Genomic DNA, 19,957 nt, shown 5'->3' with positions numbered 1-19,957 from the left:
TCCCACAATGGGAGTCCAACCGAGGCGGGATATTAATTATGAAAACGCAGATTGCCTAATCCTTGTTCCTTAGTTCCTATACATCTACCCAAATCCATGCCCATAACAGTAGTTATAGTTGTCATCCTAGCTTTTTACGTTGCCTGTAATCTTGGTGCTAACGATGTTGCCAACGCAATGGGAACTTCTGTTGGTTCCAAAGCTGTGACTCTTAAACAAGCAATCATTATTGCTGGAGTTTTAGAGTTTACTGGCGCTGTCTTGTTTGGGCATGAAGTATCAGAAACTTTAGCGACGAAAGTTGCCAATCCTAGCTTGTTTGCAGCCACACCCCAATTGTTGATTACGGGAATGATTACTGTATTAATATCTTGCGGTGTATGGTTGCAAATTGCTACTGCTAAAGGTTTACCTGTATCATCTTCTCATGCCGTCGTTGGTGCGATCGCTGGATTTAGTGCCGTAGCAATGGGTATAGGTGCAATCGATTGGTCATCAATCGGTATGATTACCATTGGCTGGGTTGTGACACCCATAATTAGCGGTAGTATTGCCGCCTTGTTTTACAGTCAAATTAAGCGCTGGATTTTAGATCAATCAAATCAAATTACCCAGCTAAGAGAATGGATTCCTTGGTTGAGTGCAGTTTTATTGGGTGTGTTTGGTGTGATTGTGCTACCTTCTCTAACGCAACCTTTGACCAATTTCTTAATTCAGCAAGTTGGCATTGATATACCTGCATACGACATCCCGTTATTCACAGGTGCATTAGCAGCAGTCGGACTAACTTTATTTAGTTGGCGACAATTAGAAAAACAATCACCACTCCCTACTCCCTACTCCCCACTCCCCACTCCCACAGAAAGATTATTCGGTCGCTTCCAACTACTCAGCGCTTGCTTTGTGGCTTTTGCACATGGTTCTAATGATGTAGGAAATGCGATCGCGCCTTTAGCGGCGATTGTTTATATTAATACTACTGGTAACGTACCCATCAATGGACTGACTATCCCAGTGTGGATTTTGGTTGTGGGTGGTGCAGGTATTGTTACAGGTTTAGCTATTTGGGGTAAAAACGTCATTGCGACCATTGGCGAAAACATCATTGCTTTGCAACCTAGTAGTGGATTTTGTGCAGAACTTGCAACCGCCACTACCATTCTTCTAGCTTCTCGGTTAGGTTTACCTGTTTCTACTTCTCACGCACTTGTAGGAGGTGTAGTAGGTATTGGGATGGTGCAAAGTCTGAATTCGATTAAATTCCAAACGCTGCAAGGGATTGCTGCTGCATGGTTAATTACAGTTCCTTTGAGTGCAGTTCTCAGCGCAACTATCTTTAGTATTGCTCGGATGATTTGGCACTAGATGCAAATAGAAAGTTGGGAGTAGGGAATAGAGCTATGTTTTTGGGTTTGCTAGTGAAATTGTCTGATAACTAACTTGAAAAAGGCAGGGATCAAAAATTGCCAAATAAATATTTAAATTATCCTGACTTCCTATTGCTCACTACTTTGAAATACTGGAATTAGCTAAAATATTTTCTAGGAGCAAATAATATTGGAAAATTTCCAAGCCAACCTAATGTCCAGAAAAAATTTAAACTGTCACAAAAGTTACATTTTGGACTAATTTACATCTAACTTTTACAAACTTGCCATTCTTGGTGATCAAAAAGGATTTATTTGCAAGTATTTAAAACTTACTGTTGCTATCAAAATAACAAGTATTTATATTGAGTGACAGATTTTCATCTAAAAATCTCACTTTTAAAGGATTGAATTCTCTGGCTGATCCATGTCACAAAATATGTGAAGCTGTCAAGCAAAACACTATATACTTTGCCAAGCTGTGTTCAGCGTGACAAAATTACCTTTATACGTGCAAATCTTGTTAAATTTTTTGGTCTATCTGAAGAAAATACTGAAAATTAGTATGAGCGCCAAGCAAATTTACGGGAAGCAGCTTTATCTTCAAGGTGTTAGAGGTTAGAAGCTAATGGGGCGATTTGAAAAACGGCCAGACAACCCGCGAGTTAGAGGCGAACTATCGAGATCGGCAGAAACAGCACTCTGGGCTGTGGTGGAAGATTTAGAAAATCTCCAACAAAACGTGCTGAGATCATTGCAAGAAGAAATAAAACGGCTGCAAGCGGAAAAAGAGCGGCTGTATGACGACATTCAAAAGCTGTTAGAGGAAAAAGAACACTTACAACAAGTGCGACAAATCACCGAGCAGCAAGTGTTAATTCGGCAGTTGGCAGAAGTTTTAGCCAAACATATTTCTTCGCAACTGCAATCATCGCTCAAGAATTTAGCTACTGAACTCAAGATGAGTCAGGCTGATGAACAAGCGGTACTAAAATCAGCCGAAAGTAATGAGCAGATTAAACAAATGTTGGGGAGTTTGGATGACACTCTGACCATTACTTTTAACTCCCTGCAACAGGAACTGAAAAATTACCAAGGTAATCTTTCTGGGCAATTATCTCGGATGCAAAGCCAGCAGCAGCAAGGCGAAGCAATCGTTGAGGAATTAGTTAATCACCTGCGTGGGGAATTAACCAAAGCCATAAAAGAAACTACCCAAGTAACAAAACCATCACCGCCAACGGTTTTACAACCAGATGAGCCACAGTCTGGTAGTACTTTAAAAGTATCGCCACCAACAGTTTTACAATCAAGTGAGCGATCGCCTAGCAGTACTTTAAAAGTATCTTCACCCACGGTTTTACAACCAGATGAGCCATCATCGGCTAATTCTTCAGTTACTTATCCACTGTTGTCAGAAGTCACCAATAACTCGGATGAAAACAAGAATAAATCTTCTGCATCAGTAACATCATCAGCAGTTATTATTCCCCCGATTAAAGAAAGTCCAAACCAGCCGATTTCCATCGCTCCCAAAGACTTTCCTCCTAAAGAAAAACCTCCTGAACCAATTGTTTTACCCAACAAAGAGGTTGCAGAAAGTGAAACACCATCTTCACCTAACAATCAGGCGAGTGAACAAAAGTCTGTACTGCGCCTGGATGTGCCAGAAACTCAAATAAAATCTTCATCGCGCAAGGCTAGTGAGCCAATTTCCGTTCTCAACCCAGACTTGGTTGAAGATGAAACAATATCTCCACCACCTGCACCGGAACCTAAATCTAGAAGCTTAGGCAAATCTCAAAGTTTGTCGCCGGTTCAAATTGGGTTCTTGCTGATTGTGTTGTCTACAGTGGTTTCATCGCTGTATAACGTAGCCGTAAAAATGATGTTCCACCAAGATTCTGCGGTGGTTGGTAGTTTAGCTGTAGAGCGGTTGTTATCACCAACTTTAGGAAATATCTTCTTAATTTTGTTGCTGCGGTTGGCAGTGGTAGTCCCGCTAACGTTACTGTTAGCGCCAATGATGCATCCACAGGTTTGGCAAGATCTCAAAAACTTGATGGAATCAGTACGTGGTAAGCCCTCAGCAGTGAAAGTAAGAGCGCAGAGAGTTTTGCAACTATCAATTGCTAGTGGTTGCTTTTTGTTTTTATCTCAGGTGCTAGTCTACTTGGCTATCGGTCAAGTCACAACAGGTATGGCGATCGCACTTTTCTTTATCTATCCCAGTGTTAGCGGTTTGTTGTCTTGGTTATTATTCCGCGATAAACCTACTGGAATTCGCGCTGCTGCCATTGGTTCTATTTTCTTGGGTGAATTATTAGTTTTAGGAGGCGCTGCAACTGCGGGGATCAGCGATTTTTCTGTTGGTAGCAGTGCCGCCATTTTTGGTGGTATGGCTTTTGCCTGTTATGTAATTTTGACCCGGATTTGTGCAGCTAAACTGCATCCTGTGTCTTTTACTTTGATTAGTTTTACCACCATGTTTGTTTTGAGCTTTATTGGTTTGATGTTACCCCTTCCAAGCAATTTGAGCTTAGCAATTGATGGTTCTAAGTTACTGGAGATTATTTTAAGTGCTTTGATTTTGGGTGTGCTGACACTTTTGAGCTACGTTCTCAACAATGTTGGTATTCGCAAACTTGGAGCCTTGCGATCGGCAATTATCGGTGCAGGCGTGCCAATCTTAACTGTTGTTTTTGCAGGTTTGATGATTCAAGAAACTTTAGAAATTATTCAGATTTTAGGCGTTTTATTTGTCACTTTTGGTGCTGCTGCTTTTAGCTTTGAGAAAATGCGTCATCAGATTAAATCATCTAGTTCTGAAGCTTAAATGACAAAAAGCAGTCATGTAACAGAGAGGAAAGTTAAAAGTCGAATGCTAAATAAACGATTCATTATCTCAACTTTGATTTTTAACTTTTCAATTTTTTATTTTGTTTTAATAATCATCAACTTGCTGCAACAGACTCAGAATATTACAGCCGATTTAGCAAATAATCCAAATAAATATTCTTGAATCTGGTAATTGTATTACTACACCAGATACCTGTATATTTTATAAATAACAAAGTCGAAAATCGTTTTCACAGACTTTCTGACTGTTAAACACCCAAATATTTAGTACAAAATAAATATAAAAAACTATATTTCTGTAAGTAATCTTCAATTCAACTGTTGTGAATCTTGAGACATATTCTGTTCCCTAAATACCCTAAAAGCAAAGTTTTACGGGATCAAGTATCAGCAAATGCTCAAGGAAGTAAAAGCGGCTTTTTCATATTGCTGGAAATATCAGGAATCCTTAATAATTACTAAGATCTAAACTAGAATCTATAGACCCTTAATATAATATTAAGATTAGGTTAATTTACATAAACTTGATAAAAAATCTGAAAGAATAGAATATCATAATTGAAGGTAATAAAAGGTATTTTGGACTGAGAATTATCTGCCTAATTTTAGGAACTAGATTTATCTAAGTACTAACTACCTGAACATGCCAGAAAGTTGCCGAAAGCTGTGAGCATTATGGTAGTCTACTAGTATCTACTCAACCTGTAATTTTCTGCAAGTTTAGTAGATGATTGACTCTAAGATTACTCCTCATAAACAGGAAATCGACGGGTAACCAAAATTCTCTACAAACCCAAAGAACTTAGTAATTCTTGGGAAAGGTGCTTACCACCAAGTCCATCAACTAGTTACTGCTATTTCAGCAATAAGGTGTGTTACCACAATCAGGAAGTAGTTTTCCTGTTGTTACTAGTAAAGGATGCCAAAGTCTTGATACCGAAGACAATCTTTATAGATTAAACCGGGAAGATCGATGATTTTGTAATTGGTAGCACAAATAGAGGACATAAAAGGTTATTTCAGAGTCTGTCAGGAAAAGATAACAATAGCCAAATAAATAAGCTTCTTTTTAGTAGTAATTTGCTATATAATTCGGAGCCATTGGCAGTTTCGACTACTAGTAACCTGAGATTCACAGCATCCTAGAAAGTTTAGAGTAACAATATCGCCTAAAGTTGGGTGTATACTACTTACTTTCCTCTGACTATAAATCTGTAAACGTGCTATTAAACTGTCTGTAAATATGAGTAACGACATAGATCTGATCAAACGTCTTGGCCCTAGTGCGATGGATCAGATCATGCTTTATCTGGCTTTTAGTGCCATGCGGACTAGTGGACACAGGCATGGGGCATTCTTAGATGCAGCAGCAACGGCAGCTAAGTGTGCAATTTACATGACCTATCTTGAGCAGGGTCAAAACCTCAGAATGACCGGTCATTTACACCACCTGGAGCCAAAAAGAGTCAAGATTATTGTAGAAGAAGTCAGGCAAGCACTGACAGAAGGCAAACTGCTGAAAATGTTGGGTTCTCAAGAACCACGCTACTTAATTCAACTGCCTTACGTCTGGATGGAAAAATACCCTTGGCAACCAGGAAGATCGCGAGTACCAGGGACTAGTTTGACGAGTGAAGAGAAAAAACAAATTGAGCAAAAACTACCTGCTAACTTGCCAGACGCGCAATTAGTTAGCTCGTTTGAGTTTTTGGAACTGATTGAATTTTTGCACAAGCGATCGCAAGAAGTCCTGCCTCCAGAGCATCAAATGCCCTTGAGTGAAGCCTTAGCAGAACACATCAAGCGTCGTCTGCTTTATTCAGGTACGGTAACAAGAATTGATTCGCCTTGGGGAATGCCCTTCTATGCCCTGACTCGTCCTTTCTATGCACCAGCCGACGATCAAGAGCGTACCTACATTATGTTGGAAGATACAGCTCGGTATTTTCGGATGATGAGAAATTGGGCGGAAAAACGCCCGAACTCCATGCGTGCCTTGGAAGAACTGGATATTCCCCCAGAAAAATGGGATCAAGCAATGGAGGAACTTGACGAAGTTATCCGCGCCTGGGCAGATAAGTATCACCAAAGTGGTGGTATTCCCATGATTTTACAGATGGTTTTTGGTAGAAAAGAAGACTAACAAAGTTTCTCTGAAAACTTCCGGTTAGTAAACTAAGCATCCTCAAACTCAGCAACCGGTAAATCTCAAATCAAAATGTATAATCATCACGACGGGCAGGCTCCTGCTGCAAAATCAGAGACATAGTTAGTTTTTTGTCTTCCATAGCAGGATGCTTCCGTTGCTATCCACTTTTATCAAGTTGGATGATTAATATTTTTAGCTTTATATAAATAAACAGGGTTAGTTTTAGTCAACAGTCTGTAGTCAAAAGATAAGTCACTATAGACAATTGACTAAATAATTAGTAAATACAGCAGGGAACGGGGAACGGGGATCAGCTTTGAAAGCATCTTATTATATAGCTTTGTTCTTCAACTCTGTACCTCATTCACTGGCAATCTGCTGTAATATTAAGTTTAAGGGACTGTCGGTGAATACGTAATTCCATTAGCTGTTTCACTAGCGTCGATACAAGTATCTAACGCCTGCATTGGTGTTAAAGAAATTTCCTTACGCAAGCCAACCACACAATCACCAAAAGTGATGGGCAACAAACTGCGACCACAGTAATTTAAAACTGCGGAGTTAATTTCCTCTTTGGTGTTGAGGCTGACACCGACAACACAACTAGCTAATTCTTTGGGACGACGCGCCCTTGTACAGGAAGCAAGCGCATCTGTTGGCTCAATTTTTGTTCTCTGTTTAATAGTCGCTACACAAGCAGATAAATCTCTGGGACGTATTGCTGTGGCACAACCTTGAGCAGCAGCTTGTGGTGCTACACCTGCTTTTAAAAGTTGCGCTGCACAAACACGGTAACTATCGTGATCATCAGAAAATATTGTCAGAGCTGCGCTGGGAAGGCTAGATGTCCCCAGTCCCGCTATAGCCAAAACTGGTGTAGCCCAACGAATGGTGTGAGTGTTGAATATTCCAGAAATAGACCTGCCTTGAGATTTCCTAGCTTGACTAACCTTTTGTGTTTTTATTGCCATTTTCCAAAAACCCTCAGTTATGCTATTTCAAATGTAAAACAACTCTGATTTACATTCTGAATTCTGACACTTGGCTCTAGAATTCTGATGTTTATAAATTTTTGATGATTAAATTTCGGATTTTTGGCATTTTTGATTTACAGATATTTATAATAGTATGTCTGGGTAAAGTTTAAACAGGATTAGATTAAGGAAACTCATGTCCCGATACAGAGGGCCACGCCTCAGAATTGTACGTCGCTTAGGCGAATTACCAGGATTAACTCGTAAAAGCGCAAGACGCGCCTATCCACCGGGTCAGCATGGTCAGAACCGTAAAAAGCGCTCTGAATATGCTATCCGTCTAGAAGAAAAGCAAAAGCTCCGTTTTAACTACGGTCTCACAGAAAAGCAACTGCTACGCTACGTCCGTAAAGCCAGACGCGTGACTGGTTCTACCGGACAAGTGTTATTGCAATTGCTAGAAATGCGCTTGGATAATACCGTTTTCCGCTTGGGTATGGCTCCCACAATCCCAGCAGCGCGTCAGCTGGTGAATCACGGCCATGTCACAGTTAACGGTCGTGTAGTAAATATTGCCAGCTACCAGTGCCGTCCTGGTGAGGTAATTGCTGTTAGGGATAAAGAACAATCACGGAAGTTGGTAGAAACTAACTTGCAATATCCCGGTTTAGCTAACCTTCCCAGTCATTTGGAATTTGATAAAAACAAGCTGACTGGTAAAGTTAACGGTGTCATTGAGCGTGAGTGGGTGGCTCTACAAGTTAACGAACTGCTGGTTGTGGAATACTATTCACGACAAGCGTAGAGAAAGTATGAAGGATGAAGTCTGAAGGATGAATTGGTGTTTCATACTTCATACTTCACACTTCAGACTTTTTTATTTATCCACCGATTTGGGACATGGTGCGGCTGTATGTGCCTGTAGTACCAGAGTCACGGCCTTTAAAATTAATTTCTGGCTTAATTGCTAATAAATGTCTAACCTGTTCTCGTAACTGGTGAATGTTAACACCAGAGCGCAGAGCAGTTTTTAAGTCTAATTGACCAGTTTCATTTAATAAGCAAGGGCGTAACCAGCCATCAGCGCTTAGACGCATCCGGTTACAACGATCGCAAAAACATTCTGACATCTGGCTAATAAATCCCAATGTTCCCTTCGCTCCTGGGATTTGAAAAATATCAGCAGGGCCATTACCACGAACTTGCGATTCTGTCAAACCCCATTGTTTGCGGATGCGTTGGCGTAAATCAGCAGAAGATACCCAACCGCGATCGCCAAACAATTGCCAATTACCAATAGGCATAAATTCAATAAATCGGACGTGCCATTGTTTGTCAATAGTGAGGGTAGCTAAATCAAGAATTTCGTGGTCGTTGACTCCAGGAATCACCACTACATTCAGCTTTAGAGGGTTGAATCCCACCTTGTAGGCTGCTTGAATACCATCCCAGACTTGTTGCCAGCGAGAACGTCCATGATTGCCGATAATTTGATCAAAGATATGGGGATCAAGGGAATCTAGGCTAATATTAATTCGGCGTAAACCTGCATCGTAAAGACTTTTAGCAATGGGTGCAAGTAAAAACCCGTTAGTTGTCATCGACAAGTCTTTAGTTTCGCTAAATGATGCGATCTCCTTTACCAACTCTACTACACCAGGACGCAGTAAAGGCTCTCCTCCTGTGAAGCGGAACTGTGTAAAACCAACCGGGATAAACACTTCGTGAATCAGAGTAAGTAGTTCCGCGTCAGTAAGTAATTGTTGCTTCAGGGCATATTCTAGTTCTGCACCCTCCGGCATACAGTATTGACAGCGAAAATTACAGCGATCGATTAAACTTATGCGGAGATAGTCTACCTGGTTCATTTTAAAGTATTTATTTCTATTGTATTTTCCGCTCAAGAGTAGAGGATAAGCAAGGTTACTTATCTGACAAAATATACCAGTTCTCTATAAAATGCAGTATATGAATAAAGGCGTAAGACTTTGCGCCTTTAGTTTTTAGTATATTTGACTTATAGCAATAGCCAAGGTGGCTCAAACTTTGAGCTTGTCGGCTTATCTGAAGCATACTGTTTATAAATTCTGTGCAATTATATCTGTGAGCGATCGCAATTTTCGAGTCAGACAACTGCTCATATAAGTAGAGAGAGATGCTTGTTACCATATCCATCTACTGTATGTTTTCTGGTTGTTCAGTATTTTGGTAACTTTTAGAACGACTTTGTTCTACCTGCTTAATTTCTCGTTCTAAAAAGTAATTCAGCAGTGTTCGCAAAAGTACAATCGCTCCTAAATTGAGGATATCTTGGCGTGTAGGCGCAACAGCAGTCCGTAAAATGTCACTAGCAACGGTAAATTCTAATCCCAAGGCTAACACCCGCCCTAACTGCAAGCGGACTACTTCCGTAGAATCAATGTGTTGTTTAGAACGAGAAAAAGTTTGACGTAGATAAAGTAGTATGCCACGAATTACTGCCAGCCCAATTACCAGTGCGGCGGCGATTTCGGCTGTGGCTGCTAAATAACCAACAATTAATTTTAACCATGATTCTAACGGTGCTTGTGCTGCCTCTGTTTGGTGAGGTTGTCCGACATTGAGACTTAAAAGTAGAACCAAACCGAAAATTAATGCTAGAGGTAGCAGAATTTCAATTAATGATTCTTGTAAAGATTTTTGCTTCATAAACATTAAATCAATTCTCCCGGTTCTATTTTTGGGAAAAACAGCACCAAGCGATCGCACAATCCATATCCCTTTACAATTAAGTAAGAACACTCAAGGCTAGTAAGTGAACTTTTTTATTGGTTGTGCAGTTTGGGCATATAAAGGTTGGGTGGGTGAATTCTATCCTCCTGGGACTCGCGCTACGGAATTTTTGCGGCTTTACAGTCGTCGCTTGACTACGGTGGAAGGCAATACTACCTTTTATGCTGTGCCTAACCAAGAAACTCTTAGTCGATGGGTAGCTGAAACACCTCTAGGTTTTGAATTTTGCCTGAAATTACCGCGCGACATTACCCATAAAGGTTTACTCCAACCCAATATTCCCGCAGCTTTGAAATTTTTGCAGGGGATGCAACTGTTAGGGAAACGTTTGGGGCCGATGTTTGTCCAGTTACCACCAAGTTATCCGCCTGCATTAATTGATGATTTAACTGCTTTTCTGGAAGCTTGGCCGCGTGACACTGCACCTCTGGCTTTAGAAGTGAGACATTCTGATTGGTTCCAAGAACCTTACACTAGTGAATTAACGGCGGTGCTAAAAAACCTAGGTGTAGGAAGGGTACTGTTAGATTCGCGTCCTATCTACAATGGAGAAGATGACCCCCAGTTACAATCAGAACGACGCAAACCTAAATTACCTGTACAATTCAGCGTGACAGCTTCCTTTTCCTTGATTCGGTTTATTTCCCATCCCACGTTGTCTGAGAATCAGCAGTTTATGGCAGAATGGGTGACGCAGATTCAACAATGGTTGCAAGCGGGGACAAAAATTTACTTCTTTGTCCATTGTCCTCTAGAAGAGCGATCGCCTGACAATGCCCGTCACTTTCAAAAGCTATTAGAACAAAGTGGCGTTGAGGTTCCACCTTTACCTTGGAATAACTTAGAAAATCCCCCTAGCCAGCTAAGTTTGTGGTAAGCTTTCCCAGATAATTTATCTAATTTTTTCTTTTCATAACATATTCAAGTCATACTCACTTCAAAAAGAGTAATAATGGTTATTGCCATACATTTTTAATAAAGCTAGAGCAATTCTCTTTTTTCAAAAGGGAATTATATACCTCTTAGCAAATTTGCCAAGAGGATATTAACAATGCTTAAAAATAGCTAACAGAAATGTATTGATTTTAATGTGGATTGTGATTGGAGCGATCGTTGTGTAAGCAGTTCAATCAAAGGAGGTTCAGATGAGTCGTCTTCTTTATGAAAACTCAGTTTCATATCAAGGATATCTCATCATTCCGTTTGTTTACGGCAAAGCTGACGCTTACGAAATCTATTCCTATAAGCTGTTGTCAGAAATCGGCAATAAAAGTAGATTTCACAAAACAGAAAATCCAGCGGGCATCTACGGTAATAGCATTACTAATATTATTGATATTGCCAAAGAACATCTTGACAAAAATTTAGAATTTATCAGTCGAAAAGATTGTTTTAAGTCTCGCTATATTTTCCGTAACAATTTGATTATCATCTTTCAGGAAGATAGCAAATATTTCTACGATCATTATCCACCAGAGTTATTGAATAATATTGCCGCACCAAAATTATTCAATTCTGAATATGAATGCTTGAGTTGGATTCAAGCAGGATTGAATGGACAGCACGTCCGACAGCAAGCAAGCTAAAGCTAGGTTTTAGTTGAGGTAATCTAATGATGGCTTGGTTGGTAAGAGACTTACTTTGATCAACCAAGCCATCACATTATTTAATGCTTGTTTTGCCAAAAATTGAAGTAATGTAGTAATGTAGATTATTTTTGTAATACAAATAGGGGGAAAACTGATGTCTGAGTTGCTATCTGTCCGGTTTCTCTTCACAAACTCAACCGAACGGACACAAGGTGCAGAGATTTTCGTTTCGTCCTTTGTTGATACCAATTCGTAATTAAGAAATTTAGGTTTTATTAGGATTCCAGATTGGTATTGCAGGAATGATACAGGAATTTACTCCTCTGTGCGCCTTGTGCATAGCAAGCAGCACACATCGAGGAAACATCAATGAATTTGGATTTTTTAGACTGGAGTGAATTTTTTACTCACAGTTTTGCAGCTTATGATCAACAAAAATTTAGTGTTGGTCGGGTTGCTATTGAATATAGAAATACTTACATCGTCTATAGCGCACAAGGAGAACTGACAGCAGAAATTACAGGTAAACTGCGACATCAAGCTACTCAAGCGCAAGACTTTCCCGCAGTTGGAGATTGGGTGGTTATTCAAGTGCGAGAATCGGAAGGATGCGCTACCATTCACGGAATTTTACCCCGAAAAAGCAAGTTTTCTCGCAAAACTATTGGTAGTAAAACTGAAGAACAAATTGTTGCCGCTAATGTTGATACTGTGTTCTTGGTTTGCGGTTTGGATGGTGATTTTAACCCTAGACGAATCGAACGCTACCTAATTTTGGCTTGGGAAAGTGGCGCAAACCCCGTCATTGTCTTAAATAAAGCTGACTTGTGCAATTCTTTAGAAGAGAGTGTATCGGAAGTTGAAGCTGTTGCTATTGGTGTACCAATTTTGGTTTTAAGTGCTACCACTAATCAAGGATTGGAGGCTTTAAAAGCTTATCTTCAACCAGGAAAAACAGTTGCTTTGTTAGGTTCTTCTGGTGTGGGTAAATCGACTATTACGAATCAACTCAAGGAAGTCGCAGTGCAAGCTGTAAAACCAGTACGCAAAGGCGATGACCGAGGTAGACACACTACGACAAATCGAGAATTAATCTTACTACCAACAGGTGGCTTAATTATCGATACTCCTGGAATGCGGGAAATTCAAATTTGGGCTGGTGATGAGAGTTTGCAAGAAACTTTTGCAGATATCGAAGCTTTAGCCGCAGAATGTCGCTTTCGCAATTGTCAACACAATCATGAACCTGGTTGCGCAGTTCAACAAGCTTTACTAGATGGAGAACTAGATTATTCTCGGTTTCTCAGCTTCCAAAAATTGCAAAAAGAACTCAACTATCTTGTTCGTAAACAAGACCAAAGGGCGCAATTAGCGGAAAAAGAACGCTGGAAGAAGATACATAAAGCTTTGCGAAATCACAACAAGGGTTAGTTTTGGATAAGTAGCTGCTTTTTTGTGGTGTGAAATGCTCATATCACACCACAAAATTGATAATTGAACGTGAATTCGACAGACCTCTCCCTCCCAGCCTCCCTCTCCTAAAAGGCGAGGGAGGAGCAATGAAAAATGAGGGTTTTACTCCCCTCTCCTTGTAGGAGAGGGGCCAATACGGTTCGGATAAGCATTTTGAACTAAGAATTGGTTTGGGGAAAAGGTTAAAGGGTAAGGGTTAAAGGTTTTTCTTCCCCTTTCCCCCTTCGCCTTTCCCCTTTAACCGAACCGTATTGGGAGAGGGGCTGGGGGTGAGGTTAAAAAAGCACTTATCGAACTCACGTTAATTAAGAATTAATAAATTACCTGAATAAATAAATGCCTCCCGTCATGGAGGCACAGCGTAAAGCATCCTAATATTTCTGGTAGAAGACTAACATGTACTTATTGATATTCAATGAGGGTCATCACCCTTCACTGAAGTGGCGCACAGATGTGCGTTCCAATGTTATTTCTGTGCAAATATTCTGTCTAAAAAAGTGATGATTTCTGCCCAAGCAGAGGTAGCCGCAGCCGCATCGTAGCGATAACCATCGTCGCGCATGAAGGTATGTTCGGCTTCGTATAGAAATACTTGATGAGTTACATTGGCATCTTCAATTGCTTTAATTAATGTATGGCGATCGCTTTCGGGAATGTGAGGATCAAGAGTACCAAGTATTAGCAGCAATTCGCCTTTTATTTCATTTACTCTATGAATAGTATCGGCGATTCCTTTACCGAGTTTGCCACTGGGAATACCAGTCGGGTAGCAGCAAACAGCAGCTTTGATTTGGTTTTGGAAGGCGGCGCGAAAAGATAAATGTCCGCCAATGCAAAAGCCAAGAGTGCCGATTTTATCAGGATTAACAGTTGTTTCGGCTTTGAGAAAATCAATTACAGCCTGACAATCTGCATCATACTCTGCGATCGCAGTCCGGCGTGCATCATCATTACCCCGCATTCTACCAAGATCATCGGGTTCAATGACTGTACCAATGGTTTCAATGCGATGAAAGATTTCGGGTGCGGCGACAACATAACCAAATCCTGCTAGGTAGTTAACTAGGCGAATCATTGGACTACCTAATTGATAAATATCACTGTAAAACAAAATGCCTGGGTAGGTTCCGGCTGGTTTGGGAGAAGCGACATAAACCCGCATTAAGCTGTCATCTACTCTTAACTCGACATTGCGCTTAGTGATTTGCACTTGTTTGGCTCCCAGTCATAATTGTTTTGATTAGCTTTTACAGCATTGGGTGATGATATCGGGATGGTAGAGTAATCGCACCATTACGGAAATAAAGATACATTTAAAATTAGGTAAAAATGAAGTTCTGAGGTTGAAGGTTGAGCCTTTTTGCTCCAACGTTCAGGTTCTGAAGGTGAAAGTTGAGCCTTTTTACTCCAACGTTGAGGTTCAAAGGGTGAAGTTTCAGCCCTTTTGCTCCAACGTTGAGGTTCTGAAGGTGAAAGTTGAGCCTTTTTGCTCCAATGTTGAGGTTTTGAGGGTAAAGTTTCAGCCTTTTTACTCCAACGTTGAGGTTCAAAGGGTGAAAGGTGAGGCTTTGAGATGGAAGTTTCAAGAAATTTTCTGCGTTGGGTGTTGTGGGATATGGTTTTGTCTCACGCAGAGGCGCAAAGACGCAAAGAGGAATAGGAGTTATAAAGGGACATTCGCAAAATTAACTGTGTAAGGTTCTTCTAACGATTGCTGGGTGCTGGCTTTTACTGCTTCTAGATAGCGGCGCAAGGCTAACAATTGCTGAGGGTTGGGACGATAGCTGAGATTACCTTGCTTTTCAAATAAAGGTGCAGCTGCGATCGCCTGATAATCTAAATTCTGGTATGAATTCTGGGTTAGCCATGCTGACTCTGGTGGTGATGGTATCAAACCTGCTGGTAATTCTCCTTCTAAAAATGCCAATAACCGCTGCTGGCAAATACTTGTATTAATTCCTCGTCCCTCAAATAACTGAAGCACTTCGTTAAACGATAAACTCCGCTCTGGCAGTAGCCGCAGCAATTCTGTAAACAGAAAATAGTCTGTATATTGTTGTCTCGATTCTTCTAAAATCTGGGGATGCAAAGGTAACATGGCCAAACCTAATGCAACGCGGCTGCAATTTGGTGCGCCATTTTCCCCCAGATAAGAGTCTTGAATAATCTTGGCATTCGGGAGTTTTTGCCGTAGCCAATGATGCACGACTCCTAATGATGCTACTCCACCAGTTAAGATGGCTTGATTAACGGCTTCGGTAGGGATACCCCGCGCGACTAACAATTTATTCAATTCCCGGTTCAGTCGCCGCACAAAGGGGACAAACACCTGATTTTCTAAGTCCCGCTTTTGCAGTATCCACTGTTGGTCTGCTAAATCCAGGGTAAAATTCTCCTGGTGTTGCAAAATTAACTTCAAAGCCAAAGCAGCTTCTAGGGCAGCTTGTCCTAATACCGAACTTTCCAGCCGTTGCTGCAAACGAATTCGCACGCCAATATCTGGCTCTCCGGCTCGTGGTAAATCAAATTTATCTAACCCCAAACTTTGCCACTGCATTTTATCAACATCAGGGAAAGCTGGTTGCCAATGCAAAGTGTTACTATTTTGACTTCTAGTTTGATTATCTGTACGTGATTGCCGAAATTTAGACGGAATGAGTAACTGACAAATAATATCTTGTTCTATCCCCTTGCTGGCATAAGGAAAACTGTGGAGCATGAAATCTTGGTGCGCTAATTGCAGCAGATTTTGGGGGATATCAACCAAAGCCATTTCGGTGGCGGTTGCACCAATGTTGATTACCAAAGTATTGCCGAGTAAAGATTCTGTAGTTTCGACGGGACGTAAACCACTACGATCGCTCACTTGAATAATTTCGCCGTTACTTTTATCGAATAAACTAATTAAGCTGGCGATCGCTTCCTCTACAAAAAATACTTGTTGGGGATGTTGGACAATTTTGCTCGTTAGCAAAGCTTCTCGCAGATTAAATCTATATTGTTCTGACCAGCCAGAGGGACAAGTACAAATCACACCAGCGATTTTACTGATAATTGTGTGGAAAGTCGGCTGATTAATTCCCACAGCCATAGCAATTAAACCTTGGGTGGTACTCTGGCGATCGGATTTTAGCGTTAATAGTAACTTAGAGAGCGATCGTACCACCCAAATCAATGGCCCCGCCGAAAACTCATTAAATTGCAGCACAGGTTCCCATTTTTGCTGTTCACTTTTGTAGGGAACCGCTATCTGTAAATAAGGCTTTAACTGTGCTGAACAGTGGGTACTCTTTTTATTTTGAGTAACATCAGTTCCGCCTTTAGAAACTGAAGCATTCGGAAGATAAACTTCCGCAGGTAAGCGAAATGAATGTTGAAAAGAAGTCGCTCCTGGGATATTTTCTGCCGACCAGTAGATGGGATACACCACCGACTGAGTACGATTTAACAAAGCCGCAGAAATCCCTGTTGTTCCCAAGTCAATGCCTAAATACCACACCGAATTATGCACATCGATGGGAATTTCTATTTGATTTGGGAAATTTGAACCAGATGTGACTTCCTTTTTTTTTTCGTTGGCGGGACTGAAGTTTAAATCAACTTCGGTTTGCGGTAATGATATCGGTGCAACTGGTGGTACAGCAGGACGAGAAGAAGCTACATTTGGCGTATGGTCTACCGTTTGGGGATTTGGAAAAGTGACATTTGGCGGTGGTTGGCTATCCGCCAAGCTGTAGACATCAGGTGACTGGTAGTTGAGCAACTCATCAAAGTTAGCTAAATCTTGATTCAATTGCTGCAACTGTTCTTCATTCAAAGAAATATCCGGTAAGTTTGGTGACTGCATCACCTCTGGCGCAAGCAAATTCTCTTGAGGCGAAGCCGCAATGTATTTATCTGATAATTCCGCCTGCGCCTCAGCTTGAGCTGCAACTTCTGGAGTGGGTTCATCTAAAGTCAGTGCTACTTCTGCGGGAGATAAACCAGGCCATAAATGCTCTTCACTACTCTCATCTGCGAAAAGTTCACTCAGAGAAGTAATAGTATCATTCTGCTCTGGCTGAATTGGTACATTTTCCTGGAGCGAGGGAGAATAGCTGAGTGTCGCGCTGGAGAATTCTGGTTCTTCCTCAAAGAATAACTGTTGTTGGAAATCAGAGGATAAGTCTATAAATTGTGGCGAATGAGCTGATGTGTTTTGCGGTTGAATATTGCTTACATCTGGCTGAGGAAGTTGAATATTACTCGGTTCTGATAAACCTGCATCTGGCTGAGGAACTGGAATATTACTCGGTTCAAAAAAACCTGCATCTGGCTGAGTAAATATTGATTCTGGTAAATTTGCATTTTTATCAACTGGCGGTGCAGTTGGGGTTTCGGCAATATTAAATGTTGAAAAATCTTCTGAGAAAACTGTGGATGTTTCTGTTTCTTCTACAGCAGTGCTGGCAGGTGCAGCGTCAATGATATTTGTAGCCAAGTCCGAAGTTGGTTCTTGTGGAGTAGGATCAACACTTGGTTGAGGAACAGAACTGATATTAAATAAACTGGCGTAAAGTTGATCTACCTCATCATTCTCAGTTAATTCCAGACTTGGCGGTGACGACTCAGTGAACATCTCAAAGGTTTCTGGGGGAGCAGGGGGAGGAGTCACTGCTTCGGGAGTAGCTATCAATGCTTGTGAATTTAATGGCTGTTTAGCATCATCCAGCAAATTGTCCCAGTCCTCAAACCCCTGCAATTCCACAGGAGTAGTAGCAGCATCCGCAGTTTCAGGAACATTGCCCGTCAGTTCTAACAGCATTGCATCCAAATCATTAGCCGCCACATCAGCTGTTAATTCTACTTCTGGCTGTGGCAATTCTAATGGTGGGTTGGCAGCTTCAGTGGTTGAAGTGACTGGTTTGGCAGTTTCTACAGTAACAGTATCTTCTTTGATGGGTAATGGCGATCGCGGTGCTGTTTCCTGAACTACTCCCGCCGCCGCTGGAATATTAGTAGAATATTGTTGCAATTGCTGAGTCAAATTGTTGAGGAAGTTAACCAGCAACTGTTCGCCTTGCAAGCCTGTACTGTGCATTCTCGCCAGAGCTTGCGACAAGGATTCGTGATAAGTATTAATATTGCGTTGTAGTGCATCAAAAACAACATTTACAGTCCCATCCAAAGACAGTAAACGTTGGTCTAATTCCTTGGCAAACTGAGTTAACCGTTCTACCTGTGCTGATGATTCTAATGTAGGTAAACTCGCAGAAGGCGTTAGTTCTAAGCTGTTGTGATGAATTGTACCAGCAGCATTAAAATCATTCGCCACATTTTCTTTGATGTGTGGTGCAACAGTGGGGACAAGGCGACTCATCAGTACCTGTAAAAATTCCCCAATAATTTGCTCTTGATTTGCTAACTGTTGACTTAAAGAGTAATTTTGTAGCCGCTTCTGCTCCAAAAGCCTAATTTCCTGCATCAGGGTCGAGCGTTCTTGCAATAGCGCTGTTAATTCTGCTTGGAGTGGCTGTATTAATGTCGCCAATTCACTTTTTAGTTGACTACCCAGAACAACATTATTTTGTTCTGGTTCAGGTTGATATGGCTCTGCTGGAGAAGCAGCGTTAACTTGTTCAGCAAATTTTGCCAACAAAGGAGATTGTGGCACATGTCCAGTTGTCTGGAGAATATTGCCTGGTAAATTCTCAGTTTCTTGTAACCTAACTAGGAAGTTGCGAACTCGTTCTAAAACCTCTCTGGCTTCTGGCGCTTGACCAGACAGCAACTTCGGCAGTCGCTTACCATTAGTTAGTAAGTTATCAATATCTGCGATCAGTTTTTGAATTTCATCAGCGCGAGAAGTCACTTGGAATTACCTTAGTTAGTACTGGATTTTAAATTAGGTGAGAAATTAACACTTATCAAAGTTACGAACGGTAGCAATTGCCTTGAAATTGCTGAGTACTGAGTGCTAAGTAAAAATCTTTAGCCTAAACGCCTCTAGCCTCAGCGTCTCCGTTTCACAGTTAGTGGTGAAACGAAATATGATTACTAGGCATCATGGTAATTAGCTAAAGTGCTAATTGAAGTACAAGGATACAAAAATATTCTGTAATTGTCAGCCAAGTTGGTTGACGAGGCACTTTGCCCTTTTACCATACAGGCGATGTTACAAGCCTCTCTGACTTCACGATCAAAAACATAAAAAAATGCAACAAATCGGCGAATAATCCTAAACCGACTGGCATCTTACCACAGACACCATCTTTACAAGGCAATTTCCCTCCAATGTACGTCCACACGCGCCATTAATCTAGCCAAAGAGTCTAGGAATAGCAAGTTAGGTAGAACACAAAAACAGGACTGACGCACAAAGGTGGAGTTGTGGAAATTGGGTGTCAAGAGTACAGGTGTAGAGATATCAGAGTATAGGTAATACCCCAACAATAGCTGGCTTATTCAGACTCGATTTCCCAGGTTGATTCTTTCACTTACACCCAGCCAAGTGCCACACAACTTCATCTAGCTACAAATTTCGCGTTAGCAAAAATTAACTAGTTTGAGTATCATTAATGTGGTTTGCCCATATTTCTAAGTAAATATTTTTGCAACACAGCTAGTGTCCTCAAAATTATTCCACAGACACCCAGCCATGACTTGCATAAGTTTTACTTTATAGAAACTGTTTCAGTGAGACTGTTAATAAAAATGCTTTTATTGTTATTTTGTTTACCTAGCTAAAGTCTGTATGGAAAAAAGTCTTGCCATTGATGGCTGAGGCTGAACATA

The 19,957-nt window shown here is 41.0% G+C and carries 12 protein-coding genes; 7 read left to right on the top strand and 5 right to left on the bottom strand.

Going from position 1 to position 19,957, the window contains the following annotated elements; translation table 11 throughout:
* Positions 1-96 precede the first annotated feature (96 nt).
* The 3 genes from ACMX3D_RS23375 to hetR all read left to right on the top strand — a co-directional run bounded on the left by ACMX3D_RS23375 (position 97) and on the right by hetR (position 6,369).
* Positions 97-1,365 carry an inorganic phosphate transporter gene (locus ACMX3D_RS23375; RefSeq protein ID WP_482748199.1) on the top strand — a complete coding sequence of 423 codons (1,269 nt, stop codon included), beginning with the start codon at positions 97-99 and terminating at the stop codon, positions 1,363-1,365.
* A 630-nt stretch (positions 1,366-1,995) separates the two neighbouring features.
* On the top strand, positions 1,996-4,203 hold the full coding sequence (locus tag ACMX3D_RS23370) for an EamA family transporter (RefSeq protein WP_482748198.1): 2,208 nt from the start codon (positions 1,996-1,998) through the stop codon (positions 4,201-4,203).
* Positions 4,204-5,469: 1,266 nt separating this feature from the next.
* Positions 5,470-6,369 carry a heterocyst differentiation master regulator HetR gene (gene hetR / locus ACMX3D_RS23365; RefSeq protein ID WP_482748197.1) on the top strand — a complete coding sequence of 300 codons (900 nt, stop codon included), beginning with the start codon at positions 5,470-5,472 and terminating at the stop codon, positions 6,367-6,369.
* A 398-nt stretch (positions 6,370-6,767) separates the two neighbouring features.
* On the opposite strand, the gene ACMX3D_RS23360 is transcribed toward hetR, so the two are convergent.
* Positions 6,768-7,346, bottom strand: coding sequence for a hypothetical protein (locus tag ACMX3D_RS23360; protein WP_482748196.1), 579 nt, complete (start codon positions 7,344-7,346; stop codon positions 6,768-6,770).
* A 199-nt stretch (positions 7,347-7,545) separates the two neighbouring features.
* On the opposite strand from ACMX3D_RS23360, the gene rpsD reads away from it, so the two are divergent.
* A complete protein-coding gene (rpsD, locus tag ACMX3D_RS23355; protein WP_482748195.1) occupies positions 7,546-8,154 on the top strand; it encodes a 30S ribosomal protein S4 in 609 nt (202 codons plus the stop codon).
* 76 nt (positions 8,155-8,230) lie between these two features.
* On the opposite strand, the gene moaA is transcribed toward rpsD, so the two are convergent.
* Positions 8,231-9,217: a GTP 3',8-cyclase MoaA gene (moaA, locus tag ACMX3D_RS23350; protein WP_482748194.1), complete on the bottom strand. Its 987-nt coding sequence runs from the start codon at positions 9,215-9,217 to the stop codon at positions 8,231-8,233.
* Positions 9,218-9,524: 307 nt separating this feature from the next.
* A complete protein-coding gene (locus tag ACMX3D_RS23345) occupies positions 9,525-10,130 on the bottom strand; it encodes a DUF1622 domain-containing protein (protein WP_482748193.1) in 606 nt (201 codons plus the stop codon).
* 13 nt (positions 10,131-10,143) lie between these two features.
* On the opposite strand from ACMX3D_RS23345, the gene ACMX3D_RS23340 reads away from it, so the two are divergent.
* The 3 genes from ACMX3D_RS23340 (at position 10,144) to rsgA (ending at position 13,141) form a co-directional block, all read left to right on the top strand.
* A complete protein-coding gene (locus ACMX3D_RS23340; RefSeq protein ID WP_482748192.1) occupies positions 10,144-10,998 on the top strand; it encodes a DUF72 domain-containing protein in 855 nt (284 codons plus the stop codon).
* Positions 10,999-11,266: 268 nt separating this feature from the next.
* Entirely contained in the window at positions 11,267-11,707 is a 441-nt protein-coding gene (locus tag ACMX3D_RS23335) for a hypothetical protein (protein WP_482748191.1), read from the top strand.
* 372 nt (positions 11,708-12,079) lie between these two features.
* Positions 12,080-13,141: a ribosome small subunit-dependent GTPase A gene (gene rsgA / locus ACMX3D_RS23330; RefSeq protein ID WP_482748190.1), complete on the top strand. Its 1,062-nt coding sequence runs from the start codon at positions 12,080-12,082 to the stop codon at positions 13,139-13,141.
* A 508-nt stretch (positions 13,142-13,649) separates the two neighbouring features.
* Here the strand turns inward: rsgA and ACMX3D_RS23325 are convergent.
* Positions 13,650-14,393: a dienelactone hydrolase family protein gene (locus tag ACMX3D_RS23325; protein ID WP_482748189.1), complete on the bottom strand. Its 744-nt coding sequence runs from the start codon at positions 14,391-14,393 to the stop codon at positions 13,650-13,652.
* Between the two features lie 453 nt (positions 14,394-14,846).
* Positions 14,847-19,034, bottom strand: coding sequence for a hypothetical protein (locus ACMX3D_RS23320; RefSeq protein WP_482748188.1), 4,188 nt, complete (start codon positions 19,032-19,034; stop codon positions 14,847-14,849).
* Positions 19,035-19,957: the final 923 nt, after the last annotated feature.

The sequence above is a fragment of the Anabaena sp. TISTR 8404 genome (assembly GCF_056847745.1).
This window is presented reverse-complemented; position numbering and strand designations above follow the sequence as displayed.